This window comes from Pseudomonas serbiensis (assembly GCF_030580745.1).
In the GTDB taxonomy this organism is placed as follows: Bacteria; Pseudomonadota; Gammaproteobacteria; order Pseudomonadales; family Pseudomonadaceae; genus Aquipseudomonas; species Aquipseudomonas serbiensis.
The window spans coordinates 17,044-30,500 of the sequence record NZ_JAUQOO010000035.1 but is presented as its reverse complement, the minus strand read 5'-3'; the positions used below and the strand labels follow the sequence as shown (position 1 = coordinate 30,500).

Annotated in this window: 13 protein-coding genes; 5 read left to right on the top strand and 8 right to left on the bottom strand. The window is 58.3% G+C overall.

All coding sequences use genetic code 11. The features are described from left to right. The coding region (locus tag Q6A51_RS26420; protein WP_304576083.1) for a pyridoxal-phosphate dependent enzyme at positions 1-574 on the bottom strand (574 nt) is incomplete at its 3' end. A 144-nt stretch (positions 575-718) separates the two neighbouring features. Here Q6A51_RS26420 and rpiA point away from each other — a divergent pair. Further along, complete coding sequence (gene rpiA, locus Q6A51_RS26415) at positions 719-1,390, top strand: ribose-5-phosphate isomerase RpiA (protein WP_201007215.1); 672 nt, start codon at positions 719-721, stop codon at positions 1,388-1,390. A gap of 54 nt (positions 1,391-1,444) precedes the next feature. Here the strand turns inward: rpiA and Q6A51_RS26410 are convergent, their stop codons facing one another. The 4 genes from Q6A51_RS26410 to Q6A51_RS26395 all read right to left on the bottom strand — a co-directional run bounded on the left by Q6A51_RS26410 (position 1,445) and on the right by Q6A51_RS26395 (position 5,680). Next, positions 1,445-2,338: an SdiA-regulated domain-containing protein gene (locus Q6A51_RS26410; RefSeq protein WP_304576082.1), complete on the bottom strand. Its 894-nt coding sequence runs from the start codon at positions 2,336-2,338 to the stop codon at positions 1,445-1,447. Positions 2,339-2,425: 87 nt separating this feature from the next. Further along, positions 2,426-3,343: an SdiA-regulated domain-containing protein gene (locus tag Q6A51_RS26405; RefSeq protein ID WP_304576081.1), complete on the bottom strand. Its 918-nt coding sequence runs from the start codon at positions 3,341-3,343 to the stop codon at positions 2,426-2,428. Positions 3,344-3,565: 222 nt separating this feature from the next. Beyond that, positions 3,566-4,231, bottom strand: coding sequence for a fumarylacetoacetate hydrolase family protein (locus tag Q6A51_RS26400; RefSeq protein WP_304576080.1), 666 nt, complete (start codon positions 4,229-4,231; stop codon positions 3,566-3,568). 54 nt (positions 4,232-4,285) lie between these two features. Next, positions 4,286-5,680: an FAD-binding oxidoreductase gene (locus tag Q6A51_RS26395; RefSeq protein ID WP_304576079.1), complete on the bottom strand. Its 1,395-nt coding sequence runs from the start codon at positions 5,678-5,680 to the stop codon at positions 4,286-4,288. Between the two features lie 159 nt (positions 5,681-5,839). Here Q6A51_RS26395 and serA point away from each other — a divergent pair, with 159 nt between their 5' ends. Then, positions 5,840-7,069 (top strand): phosphoglycerate dehydrogenase, encoded by a 1,230-nt coding sequence (serA, locus tag Q6A51_RS26390; protein WP_201007220.1) that lies wholly within the window; start codon positions 5,840-5,842, stop codon positions 7,067-7,069. Between the two features lie 64 nt (positions 7,070-7,133). On the opposite strand, the gene Q6A51_RS26385 is transcribed toward serA, so the two are convergent. Further along, positions 7,134-7,571 (bottom strand): DUF4399 domain-containing protein, encoded by a 438-nt coding sequence (locus tag Q6A51_RS26385; protein ID WP_201020661.1) that lies wholly within the window; start codon positions 7,569-7,571, stop codon positions 7,134-7,136. A gap of 132 nt (positions 7,572-7,703) precedes the next feature. Then, positions 7,704-8,339 (bottom strand): 2OG-Fe(II) oxygenase, encoded by a 636-nt coding sequence (locus Q6A51_RS26380; RefSeq protein WP_201020671.1) that lies wholly within the window; start codon positions 8,337-8,339, stop codon positions 7,704-7,706. Between the two features lie 142 nt (positions 8,340-8,481). Here Q6A51_RS26380 and Q6A51_RS26375 point away from each other — a divergent pair, with 142 nt between their 5' ends. Beyond that, complete coding sequence (locus tag Q6A51_RS26375; RefSeq protein ID WP_304576078.1) at positions 8,482-9,240, top strand: DUF2059 domain-containing protein; 759 nt, start codon at positions 8,482-8,484, stop codon at positions 9,238-9,240. A gap of 10 nt (positions 9,241-9,250) precedes the next feature. Here the strand turns inward: Q6A51_RS26375 and bipL are convergent, their stop codons facing one another. Then, the gene (gene bipL / locus Q6A51_RS26370; RefSeq protein WP_201020662.1) at positions 9,251-10,192 is read right to left on the bottom strand and encodes a phospholipase BipL; all 942 of its coding nucleotides are present in this window, start codon (positions 10,190-10,192) and stop codon (positions 9,251-9,253) included. 103 nt (positions 10,193-10,295) lie between these two features. Here bipL and Q6A51_RS26365 point away from each other — a divergent pair, with 103 nt between their 5' ends. Further along, positions 10,296-10,865, top strand: a complete 570-nt coding sequence (locus Q6A51_RS26365; RefSeq protein WP_304576077.1) for a DUF6436 domain-containing protein — start codon at positions 10,296-10,298, stop codon at positions 10,863-10,865. Positions 10,866-11,035: 170 nt separating this feature from the next. Next, on the top strand, positions 11,036-13,423 hold the full coding sequence (locus Q6A51_RS26360) for a penicillin acylase family protein (protein ID WP_304576076.1): 2,388 nt from the start codon (positions 11,036-11,038) through the stop codon (positions 13,421-13,423). Positions 13,424-13,457: the final 34 nt, after the last annotated feature.

The following is a 13,457-nucleotide window of genomic DNA, read 5'->3' as shown; positions in this document are numbered from 1 at the left end:
ATTTGACGTAAGCGGCAATGCCCGCAATCAGACCACCACCGCCCACCGGGACGAAAATGGCGTCCAGCTGGCCCGGTTGCTGACGCAGGATTTCCATGGCCACCGTGCCTTGCCCGGCAATGGTGTCGGGATCGTCGTACGGGTGGATGTAGACGAAGCCCTGTTCGTCCACCAGCTTGAGCGAGTAGGCTAGCGCCTCGGGGAATGAATCACCGTGCAGCACCACTTGCGCGCCCCGTGAGCGCACACCCTCGACCTTGATCTCGGGCGTGGTCTTGGGCATGACGATGGTCGCCTTGATACCCAACACTTTCGCCGCCAACGCCAGGCCTTGTGCATGGTTGCCCGCCGAGGCCGTGACCACGCCACGCGCCAGTTCTTCAGGGCTCAGTTGCGCCAGCTTGTTGTAAGCACCACGAATCTTGAAGGAGAACACCGGTTGCAGGTCTTCGCGCTTGAGCAGCACCTGGTTGGACAGCCGTTCGGAAAGCTGGCGAGCGCCCTGCAACGGGGTTTCTACGGCGACGTCATAGACGCGGGACGTGAGGATTTTCTTGACGTACTGTTCAAGCATCGGGGCGATATCACTGGCGAAGAGGGCAAGGCCGAGAAGTCTACTCCGCACTCCGATGAACGACCATACGAATGACGGGGCTTTGCGGCGCAGTCATCGCTATAATGCGGCCCCTTTTTGCACCTTTGGCACCGTGGAGCCAGCATGACTCAGGATCAACTCAAACAGGCCGTGGCTCAAGCCGCTGTCGATTTCATTCTTCCCAAGATCGACGACAAGAGCATCATCGGTGTCGGCACCGGCTCCACGGCCAACTGCTTCATCGATGCGCTGGCCAAACACAAGGCTGCGTTTGATGGTGCAGTTGCCAGCTCCGAAGCCACGGCAGCACGCCTCAAGAGCCATGGCATTCCGGTCTATGAACTCAATACGGTCAGCGATCTGGAGTTCTACATCGACGGCGCCGATGAAAGCGACGAGCACCTGAACCTGATCAAGGGCGGCGGTGCTGCGCTGACTCGCGAGAAAATCGTGGCCGCCGTGGCCAAGACCTTCATCTGCATCGCCGACGGCAGCAAGCTGGTGCCGGTGCTGGGCGCATTCCCGCTGCCGGTCGAAGTCATCCCGATGGCGCGCAGCCATGTTGCACGCCAACTGGTCAAGCTGGGCGGCGACCCGGTCTATCGTGAAGGCGTCTTGACCGACAACGGCAATATCATTCTCGATGTTCACAACATGAGCATCACCAACCCGGTGGAGCTGGAAACGCAGATCAACGCCATCGTGGGCGTGGTCACCAACGGCCTGTTCGCGGCTCGCGGTGCAGACCTGTTGTTGCTGGGTACCGCCGAAGGCGTGAAAACCCTGACTCGCTAAACAGCGGGCAGTTTGACCAGAGTTCCCGTCGCGGAACTCTGGCTTGAACGAAGCCTATGGCTTGCGAAACTTGTAGAACAGATTCGGCTCGCTCACTACGTAGAGCGTCCCCTCGTCATCCAGGGTAAAACCCTCGGCCTGCGGCACGTCCTTGCTCAAACCCAGCTTGCCCTTCTTCAAGGAAGCGCTGGCAATCGGGCGACCTTCGTCATTGAGTTCCAGGATCTTTTTCGACTCATCGGACATGAGCAGCAAGTGGCCCGTAGGAGCATCGAAGTACAGGCTGGACATGTCGCGTACAAACAGGCCTGCATCGCGCTTTCTGTCGAAAATGACGCCAAGGCTGTTACTGCTCTGGGGGAAACCGCGTATTTCGACGATCTGCACCGGCTCGCTTTCCTTGGCGATGAACAGCCGCTGGCCCTTGATATCGTAGGCCAGGCCTTCAAAGCCCTTGTTGCGGCCCACATCGATACTCAGTGTCAGTTGCACCGCATCGGCGGCATCGAGGGTCTGGGTGTTGTCGTCGACATGAACCTTGAGCAGGCGCTGCTGGCGCTCGTCACTGATGACATAAACGCCAGGGCTGATGTACTCGATGGCTTCCGAATCGCCGAAACCGGTCAAGGGGATGCGCCGCAGGATGCGGCCATCCAGGCTCAGCTCGACCATCTCGTTCTTCTGGTTGGTCACCGTGAACAGGCTTTTGCGATCCGGGTCGTAACTCAGGGCCGAGACATCGTCCTCAAGCCCTTCAATCACCTGCCCTTCAATCTCGACCTTATAGCGATCAAGACCGACAGTCTGTTGCGAGTCCGATTGCCAGAGCATCTGCCAGGCAAACGAAGCGCGCTTCACGAAGCGATACTCCCGATCCGCAAAAAACAGCAAGGCAGCCAGCGCAATCATCAACGAAAACAACAGGGCAGATCGAATAGGGAGACGCATCAAGGCAACTCAAATATTAATCGGGCAGCATGAATATCATGGGAATCTGAATTCATGCTTAATAGCGCAATGCCATTTCACGCTTCACTATTTGCGAAACGAATAAAACAGGTTCGGCTCGCTGACCATATACAACGTCCCCTCATCGTCCAGCGCCACACCCTCTGCCCTCGGGATAGTGTCCTTCAAGCCGTTCATGCCACCCAGCAGGGTCATGAAGCTGACTTGCTGTCCGTTTTCGTCAATTTCCAGCAACAGGTGTGAGTCGGCAGAAAGCACCAGCGTATGCCCGGTACGAGGGTCGATACTCAATGAAGAAAGGTTGCGCACGTCCAGCGAGATACTGGTGACTTTTTGCTTCTCGCCCTTCAATACGTCACTGCCATCACTCTTCCATGTAAACAAGGCAGGTGGACGCTCTTCACCCAGCAATATCTGCTGACGGACCGGGTCCCAGGCTACACCTTCAAAACCCTTGTTCTGATTCTTTGAAGGGCCAAGGTCGTATTTCGGGAAGTCGGCCATATTCAGTGTCGTGGTCTCGGCGGTCACCTTGACGATGCTCAGCATATGCTGGCGTTCGTCGGTAATTCCGATCAGGCCGTCATTCAGGACGGCAATACCCTCGGGGTTGCTCCAGCCCACCAGAGGGATCTTGCGCAATACATCGCCCTTGAGGGTCAGCTCTACCAGGAACGGATGCTTGCCCATGACCGAGAACAATGTCTTGGTCACCGGGTTGTAGGACAGATCGGAGGCTTCGTCCTTCTCCATGCCGGACAATGGCTTGGCATCGATCTCTACCTTGTAGTCCGGGAGCCAGATGCTGGCGCTGCGGGACGCCTTGCTCTGGAAGCCTTCCTTGACCCATAGCAATGCACGATCATCCCAGTGCATCGCAAACGCCAGGGCATATCCCATGACCAGAACCAGTAGCAACCATGCATACCAACGCATGCCCAACAGACGGAAACGGCTATTTTGAGACGCGGGAAGCCTGGCCATTCATGAATTCCTGAGCTGATATAACGCAACCATAACCTAAAGCCCTCGGATGAGAGGCAGCCGGATTATCCAGATCAAGTGTGAAAAAAACGCCAATTGATGCTGCCAAGCCGGTTCAGTGTCTGTGGGAGGCAGCTTGCTGGCGACAGGGCCACAAGACAGAGCCAAAAAAAACGCCCGAGAGGTCATCTCAGGCGTTTTTCAAAAGCAGCAACCGGGCGTTTAACGAACGACGCTCTCAAAGCGGTTCTGGCCGGTCAGCTCAAGCACGATTTCGTCACCGGCCTCGAACGGCCCGACGCCTGCCGGGGTGCCAGTCATGATGATGTCACCGGCCTGCAACGAGAAGTTGGCGGCCATGTGCTGGATCATCGGCACGATCGGGTTAAGCATCAGGCTGCTGTTGCCATCCTGTACGACCTTGCCGTTGATGGTCAGGCGAATACCGATATCGGTCAGGTCCGGGTAGGTTTCGGCAGACACGAAAGGAGCGATGACTGCAGCTCCGTCGAAACACTTGGCCAGTTCCCATGGCAGCCCTTTTTCGCGCAGACGCGACTGCACGTCACGCAAGGTCAGGTCCAGGCCCGGAGCAAAGCCACTGATGGCGTCGAGCACTTCTTCGCGGGAAGGGTTCTTGCTCAGCGGCTTGCCGATCAGGACGACGATTTCGGCTTCGTAATGCACGGAACCGCGATCTGCCGGAATGCTGAACCCGCCTTCCAGAGCAACCACGGAGCTGCCGGGTTTCATGAACAGCAACGGCTCGGTCGGGACCGGATTGCCCAGTTCCTTGGCGTGTTCGGCATAGTTACGACCGATACAGACCACTTTGCCCAGCGGGAAGTGGATGCTCGTTCCATCGACATATTTGTGCTGGTAGCTCATGACGTCTCCTGGGTCTGATAATTCTGGCTTCGTTGAATAAGGTGTGTCGGCTGATCAAACAGCAAATATCTTGCCCGGGTTCATGATGCCGTTAGGGTCGAAGACCGCCTTCAGCGCTTTCATGTATTCGATTTCAGCAGGTGAGCGACTGTACGTCAGATAGTCACGCTTGGTCATCCCCACACCGTGCTCGGCAGAAATCGAGCCGTTGTATTTCTCCACTGTCTCGAACACCCATTTGTTGACCTTGGCACAGGTCTGGAAGAACTCGTTCTTGTCCAGATTCTCGGGCTTGAGGATGTTCAGATGCAGGTTGCCATCACCAATATGGCCGTACCAGAGCACTTCAAAGTCAGGATAGTGCTCCGCAACGATGGCATCTATCTCACCCAGGAAAGCCGGCACTTTCGAAACCGTGACCGAAATATCGTTCTTGTAGGGCGTGAAGTGGGAAATGGTTTCGGAGATGTACTCGCGCAGCTTCCACAGGTTCTGCAATTGCTGCTCGCTCTGGCTCATCACGCCATCGAGCACCCAGCCCTGCTCGACACAATGCTCGAAGGTTGCCAGGGCATCGTTGGCCACATCCTCGGTGGTCGCTTCAAACTCCAGCAGCACATAGAACGGGCAAGGCGTGTCGAATGGCGAAGGCACGTCGCCACGGGCCATGACGCGGGCAAACGACTTGTCGGAGAAGAACTCGAACGCCGTCAGGTCAAGCTTGCCGTGGAAAGCATGCAACACAGGCATGATCGAATTGAAATCAGTGGTTCCCAGCACCATCGCGGTCAGGTTGCGGGGCGCACGATCAAGGCGCATGGTTGCTTCGACCACAAAGCCCAGCGTGCCTTCGGCGCCGATGAACAACTGACGCATGTCGTAGCCGGTGGCGTTCTTGATCAGGTCCTTGTTCAGTTCCAACAGGTCGCCCTTACCGGTGACGACCTTGAGGCCCGCGACCCAGTTGCGAGTCATTCCGTAGCGAATGACCTTGATCCCGCCAGCATTTGTGCCGATATTGCCGCCAATCTGGCTGGAGCCCGAAGAAGCGAAATCCACCGGGTAATACAGACCGTTATCCTGAGCCAGAGTCTGCAACTGCCGGGTGATCACGCCGGGCTGACAAACGGCCGTACGCTCCGTGACATTAAGCTCCAGGACCTGATTCATGTAGTCGAACGAAACCACCACTTCGCCATTAGCCGCTACCGCTGCGGCTGAAAGCCCTGTCCGGCCGCCCGAAGGCACCAGCGCCACAAGACGCTCGTTGGCCCAGCGCACGATGGCCTGAACTTGCTCGATGGTCTTGGGAAACACAATGGCCGTGGGGGCGGGCGTGAACTGCTTGGTCCAGTCCTTGCCGTAGGCTTCGAGAGAACCGCTATCGGTCAACACCTTGCCTGGCTCGACCAGGGTTTTTAGCTCATCAATCAAAGCGGGATTGGTCATGGACGCAACTCTCGAACAATTCATGGGCATCCTGAGATCGGTTCACGTTCGGGAATGGGGTTTCGCGGGGTGCATATGCTAGCATACGCCCCCCGCGAATCGTGCCTACGGCCGATCCGGCCCTCCTGCCATTTTTCCCCGGGACACAGGTTTACGCAGATGAGCAAGACTTCCCTCGACAAGAGCAAGATCAAGTTCCTTCTTCTCGAAGGCGTCCACCAATCCGCCGTTGACGTCCTCAAGGCCGCCGGCTACACCAGCATCGAGTACCACACCAAGTCTCTGCCGGAAGCCGAGCTGAAGGAAAAGATTGCCGACGCCCATTTCATCGGTATCCGCTCGCGCACCCAGTTGACTGAAGAGCTGTTCGACAGCGCCAAGAAACTGGTCGCCGTCGGTTGCTTCTGCATCGGCACCAACCAGGTTGACCTCGACGCAGCGCGTGAGCGCGGTATCGCGGTGTTCAACGCCCCGTACTCCAACACTCGCTCCGTAGCCGAGCTGGTGCTGGCCGAGGCCATCCTGCTGCTGCGCGGCATCCCGGAAAAGAACGCTTCCTGCCACCGTGGCGGCTGGATCAAGAGCGCGGCCAACTCCTTCGAGATCCGTGGCAAGAAACTGGGCATCATCGGCTACGGCTCGATCGGTACTCAATTGTCGGTACTGGCTGAAGGCCTGGGCATGCAGGTCTACTTCTACGACACCCTGACCAAGCTGCCGCTGGGCAACGCCACTCAGGTTGCCAGCCTGACCGAGCTGCTGGGCCTGGCCGACATCGTGACCCTGCACGTTCCGGAAACCACTGAAACCCAGTGGATGATCGGCGAGAAAGAAATCCGCGCCATGAAGAAGGGCAGCATCCTGATCAACGCCGCTCGCGGCACCGTGGTCGAGCTGGATGCCCTGGCAGACGCGATCAAGGACAAGCACCTGATCGGCGCTGCAATCGACGTGTTCCCGGTGGAGCCTCGCTCCAACGACGACATCTTCGAGAGCCCGCTGCGCGGCCTGGACAACGTGATCCTGACCCCGCACATCGGCGGCTCCACTGCCGAAGCCCAGGCCAACATCGGTCTGGAAGTTGCGGAAAAACTGGTCAAGTACAGCGACAACGGTACTTCGGTTTCCTCGGTCAACTTCCCGGAAGTGGCTCTGCCTGCTCACCCTGGCAAGCACCGCCTGCTGCACATCCACGAAAACATTCCGGGCGTGCTGAGCGAGATCAACAAGGTGTTCGCGGAAAACGGCATCAACATCTCCGGCCAGTTCCTGCAGACCAACGAGAAAGTCGGCTACGTGGTCATCGACGTGGACGCCGATTACTCGGACCTGGCACAAGAGAAGCTGCAACAGATCAAAGGCACCATCCGTAGCCGCGTTCTGTTCTGATTAACGGCCATGTCCCTGTAGGGGCGAATTCATTCGCGAAGCAATTTCGCGGATAAATCCGCTCCTACTTGACGTTGATCGTGATCTTCTTCGACTCGACCGTCGGATTCAGCGGGATATGCGACTTGTCACCCAACAGCAACTGAAGGGTGTGGCTACCCGGCGGCAGGCTCAGTACGGTTTCAGTCTGGCCCTTGCCGAAGTGGCGGATATTGTCGGTGGTCGGTAGCGGAGCATTCGCTGCAGGTTCATCCTTTACATCGATCAGCAAATGATGATGGCCAGTCTCGGGTATATCGACACCTGCTGGTGCAACACCCATCCCTTTCAGACCAAACTGCACCTTGAACGGCGACGTCACGGTTTCTCCGTCCTTGGGCGAGATGATGTAAACCTCCGCGCCCGCAGGCGAAGCGGTACGCGGGATATCGGCCGCATGAATAAAGGTCGACGCTGCCAGCAACAGACCTGCGAGGGCAGTTCTGGAAAATAGGGATGTCATGATCTCTCCGGGCGTTTATGAGACTACCTATCGGACCTGAACCCATGCCTTCGGTTCAGCACAGTTCTTTACGATAGCCCTCCACCCGGGAGAATGGGGTTCATGACACAGATTTCATGAAGCCGGACGGCCTCAGAGAAACAGTTCGTTGCCCCGACGCCGGAACCAGCCGGTCAAGGACAGCCGCTCGCGGGTGGCAGGCAGCACTTCATGGGGGATATCGCCGGACAGGAACACCACCAGACAACCGCCTGCAGGCTGGACGTCATAGGTCACGTCACCCTTGAGGTACATGCGCAATTGCCCGCCATGCTCGGGCAGCCAGGCCTGATTCAGATAGAGCACGGCCGAGACCATGCGCTTGTCATCATCACGAAAACGATCCACATGCTTGAGGTAGAACGCCCCTGGCGGATAAAGGGCGAAATGGCTTTCGTAATCTTCCAGCCCCAGGAACAGACCGCGATTGAGCGCCAGACGCAAGCTGTCCATCAACTCCAGATAGCGGTCGCTGCACTCGGCCTGCCCCGCCTCAAGCCACTGGATATGGTCGCCGCGAATACCTTCGCGCACTTCCTGCGCAAGCCCTCGTCCGACACCGGCAGGCTCAAGCTCACCCTCGGCTGCACGTCGATGGCACTCTTGTGCCAGTTCGCGGGTCAGACCTTCGGGCAGGAAAATATTCTGCTGCGACCAGCCATTGGCGGCCAGGTCGTCGACGATTCGCAACAGGAGTGGGTGATCGGGAGATATGCGCATGGCGTGCATAGTATCCATAAGCCCCTGAATTCGACAGAGGCGTGTATGTCGCACGGTCATGTGCGGGTGTTTTCATGCAACAAGGGCAGTCATAACTCGACAAATCCCCGTGAACACCCCGAGAATAGCGACCTGCCGACAGGAGTCCCGAATGCGTCGTTTGTTTGTTTTGCTGTTGATGTTCTGCGCCTTGCCCGCCTGGGCAGACGGCCACGATCAGTTGTACAAGGCCGCCGGCTGGCCAGAACAGCGCGCGCATTTCAACGATGCCATCAAGGCGGCTCAACAACGCTACCGCGAAAATCTGCCGCCAGCGGTATTTCAGGCATTGGTCAATAACAGCAACCAGCGCTTTGCACCGCAGGCCATGGATCAGCGGGCAGAAAAGCGCCTGCGTGAAAGCCTTAAAGACCCGGCACCTGCGCTGCGATTCTTCCAGTCCCCGCTGGGACGCAAGATCGTCAAGGCAGAGTTGACTGCAACCCGCGCGGACCAGTTGGCCAAGCACGCTCAGGGACTGCCCCAGATCGAAGCCGACGCCACACGCCAGTTGTTGATCGGCCACCTGGCCCAGGCGCTGCCCGCCAAGCAGGCCGGCGCAGAAGTCAGCCTCGCCATTGCCGGCGTGGCAGCCGACAGCCTGAGCCAGATGATTCCGGGCCTTCTGGGCGGCGGACAGGCACAAGGCATGCTTGAAGGGCAGCGCGAACGCCTGATGGCGCAGATCAGCGCAGACCTGAACAACACGCTGCTGTACGTCTACCGCGACTTGTCCGATCCGGAACTGGAAGAGTTTTCGAGTTTCGCTGAATCAACGGAAGGCCGGGCCTATTATCAGGCAGCCCTGGCCGCGATCCGCGCAGGGCTTGCAGTCGGGCAAAGCACCTCCAGCCTGGCACCAGCCATGTAATCTCCCGCGCTCAATCCATGCGCCCTTTCAGAAACTCGAAATATCGCGCCCGGAACTCCGGCATTTCATTGGCCAGATGATGCCGCGCCTTGCCGAGCATCAGGATCTGCGGCTCACTGAACTTGGCCTTGAGCACCGTCAGATTGTGATTCCAGTCAACCGTCATGTCCGCATCGCCCTGAATGATCAGCGGGCTGCGCGTACTGCGCGGCGCACGCTCGATCTGCACGATCCAGCGCGACAAGGCTCCCACCCAGGCGGTCGGCAGACGGCGCGGCTGCAATGGGTCGGCCAGCAGGAATGGCAGGAAAGCCGGAGCATTGGTGTTCTCGGAAAACCGCCGGGCAATGCCGTCCACAAAAGGCTTGAGCATGTAATAACTGAGCTTTGACCAACCCCAGGCACGAGGCCGAACCAGTGGCGACAAGAGAATCGCCTTGCCCTGCGCCGGGCTGTCATTGCCCTGATTGAGCAAATGGTCGATCACGATTGCCCCACCAGTGCTTTGTCCGCACAGATGCCAGGGCTGTGGCAGGTTCAGGCTCTCGGCCTCCAGCAGCAAACGCTGCAATACCGCCTGATACTCGGCAAAGTCATTGATGCTCGCCCTGCTGCCGCTGGACAGCCCATGCCCCGGCAAGTCGCAGGAAATCACGGCAAAACCCTGGGACAGCGCCCATTCGATCACGTACCGATACAGGCCCATGTGGTCATAGAAACCATGGAACAGAAACAGGGTTGCCACAGGCTGCTCGGGCAACCAGACCTGCCCGACAATCTCATACCCCCCGACATCCAGGCGCCCGAGCCAGCTGCGTATGACATTCTCGCCACCAAGCCCCGCCAGGCCATAGAAACGCTGATAGAGCTGCCCATCCAGAGAGAGCGATTCCATCGCACTCAGCGGTGACAGCGTGGCGCGTAATTGATCAGGGTCAAACGTTGCAGACATAAGGCTTCCAGATTCCGACATGACCTTGAAAAGACAGTGTAGCGATATTCATCTGTCTGCTCGGGCGTGGCAAGCTACGCCACCCTAAATAGAAACGTCTGTCATGAAAGCCTCACAGCGCCGCAACCTGTTTGCCTGCTTGTTCGTCCTGATCTGTGCGGCTGGATTGTGGATGGCCCATGACTGGTTTCAGAGCCGCTACATGCGTACTTTCAGTGATCAGACCGCCCTGTTCACTGGCGATAGCCTGAGCCTTCCACCCGAACTGGCTGGCAAGGGACGTATTCGTCTGGTGCATTTCAAGGACCCGTCCTGCCCATGCAATGTCGGTAACCAGCAGCATCTGTCTGAGTTGATCGAGCACTTCGGTGGCGACAAAGGCGTGGATTTCTATGTCGTGCAGAAGCCCGGTACGCCCGAACCGTCGTCACAAACAGCCGATACGCTCAAAACACTGAGCACGCTTGCGGGTGCCGAAAAAATCACCGTCAGCCCGGCAGTCGCCATCTGGGATCGCGACGGCAAACTCGCGTATTTCGGGCCTTACAGCGAGGGGCTGACCTGCAACTCCGGCAACAGCTTCATCGAGCCGATCCTGCACGCCCTGCTCGACGGTCGCAACGTGAACAGCACAAACACCATGGCCGTGGGCTGTTACTGCGCCTGGCAATAAATATCCCGAGTGCCCATCCGTTCATGTAGAGACCGTTTTGCCCTGTTGCGGCGGCCTGTTCGCGAATGAATTCGCTCCACAGGGCGGTGTGGGAGCGAATTCATTCGCGAAAACCATCCACTCCTGTAGCCTGCACATCCCCTGCCCGAGCCTTTCATAGGGAAGTTTTAATGAAGCGCATCCTTGCCATTCTCGCCATTCTCATCGCACTGCTTGCAGCAGCCGCTGGCTGGTATATCCATAGCAAACAGCCGGTGCGAGACGGCGAAATTGCCATGACACATTTGCAGGCGCCGGTCAGCGTGCGCTACGACGAACGCGGCGTGCCGCATATTCGGGCCGAGAACGAAGCGGACATGTATCGCGCCCTCGGCTACGTCCATGCGCAGGACCGCCTGTTCCAGATGGAGATGCTGCGCCGTCTGGCACGAGGCGAACTGGCCGAAATCCTGGGGCCCAACCTGATCGGAACCGACAAGATGTTCCGCAGTCTGCGCATACGCGAACACGCCGATGCGTACGTCGCCCGCCAGAACCCGCAAGCCCCGTCCTGGAAAGCGCTGCAAGCCTACCTGGATGGCGTCAACCAGTATCAGGACACCCACGCAAAACCGATGGAGTTCGATGCACTGGGTATCCCGAAACGCCCTTTCACGGCTGAGGACACCCTGAGCATCGCCGGCTACCTGGCCTACAGCTTTGCTGCGGCCTTTCGGACCGAACCACTGCTGACCTATGTGCGCGACGAACTCGGCCCGCAGTACCTGAAGGTTTTTGATCTGGACTGGCACCCTCAAGGCATGCTCGATCAAAAACCAGCCCTGTCCAGTGCCGACTGGAAAGACCTCAACACCCTCGCGCAACTAAGCCACGAAGCTGTCGCAGCCGCCGGCCTGCCACAGTTTGAGGGCAGCAATGCCTGGGCAGTGTCCGGCAGCCGTACCCAAAGCGGCAAACCCTTGCTTGCGGGCGATCCGCACATCAGTTTTTCAGTGCCGTCCGTATGGTACGAAGCACAACTCTCCGCACCGGGCTTTGAGTTGTACGGCCATTATCAGGCCCTCAACCCGTTCGCGTTCCTTGGCCACAACATGGACTTCGGCTGGAGCCTGACCATGTTCCAGAACGACGACGTGGACCTGATTGCCGAAAAGACCAACCCCGAAAACCCGAACCAGGTCTGGTATCAGGGCAAATGGGTGGACATGACCAGCACCGAACAACAGATCAAGGTCAAGGGCCAGCCAGATGCAGCACTGACCCTGCGCCAGTCGCCCCACGGCCCGATCGTCAACGATGTGGTGGGCAAGAACGGGGGCAAGGCTCCCATTGCCATGTGGTGGTCGTTCCTGGTGTCGGAAAACCCGGTACTCGATGGTTTCTATGAAGCCAACCGCGCCAACACACTGGAAAAAATGCGGCATGCCTCCGAGAAGATCCAGTCGCCGGGCCTTAACATTGTCTGGGCCAACAATCAGGGCGATATCGGCTGGTGGGCGGCAGCACAACTGCCGATCCGGCCTGAAGGGGTCAACCCCGCCTACATTCTGGATGGCAGCACGGCGCAGGCCGACAAGCTTGGCTTCTACCCGTTCAGCGCCAACCCGCAGGAAGAAAACCCGGCGCGTGGCTATATCATCTCGGCCAACTTCCAGCCGCTGTCGCCGACCGGCATGCAGATTCCGGGCTATTACAACCCGGCCGACCGCGGGCAGTACCTGAACAGGCAACTGAGCGACCCGGCGATCAAGTGGGATCTGAACAACAGCAAGGCGCTGCAACTGGGCACTCGAACCGACTACGCCCAAAACATCCTGACGCCATTGATTCCGGTTCTGCGCAGCGAGATCACCGATCCGGAAGAACTGGCACTGGTGGAGCGCCTGGCTCAATGGAAAGGCGATTATCCGGTCGATTCTGTAGGCGCAACCCTGTTCAGCCAGTTCCTGTTCGACCTGACGGAAGAAACCTTTCACGACGAACTGGGTGACGGCTTCTTTGAAACCCTGACCACATCACGGGTGCTTGATGCGGCCCTGCCACGTCTGGCAGCCGATGCGAATTCACCCTGGTGGAACAATCGCCATTCACCGCATACCGAGAGTCGCGCCAATACAGTCAAGGTTGCGTGGCGCGCCAGTGTTTCGCACTTGAAATCCATGTATGGCAACAACCCGGACGAGTGGGTGTGGGGCAAAGTGCATACCCTGACCCATGGTCATCCGCTGGGTTCGCAAAAGCCGCTGGACCGCATATTCAATGTCGGCCCTTATGCTGCGCCGGGCAGCCATGAGGTTCCCAACAACCTCTCGTCACGCCTGCGCACGGCGCCATGGCCGGTCAATTACGGCCCATCGACCCGTCGCCTGATCGACTTCGCCGACCCGGCCCACAGCCTGGGTATCAACCCGGTCGGACAAAGCGGCGTGCCGTTCGACAAGCATTATTCGGATCAGGCCAAGGCGTACATCAATGGCGAGTATGTGCCACAGCGCTTCAGCGAGAAGGACGTTGAGGAGCATACCGAGGGGCTGTTGAAGCTGGTGCCGGGGAAATAACCGGGGAGCGGATTCATTCGCGAATGGCCTCAAT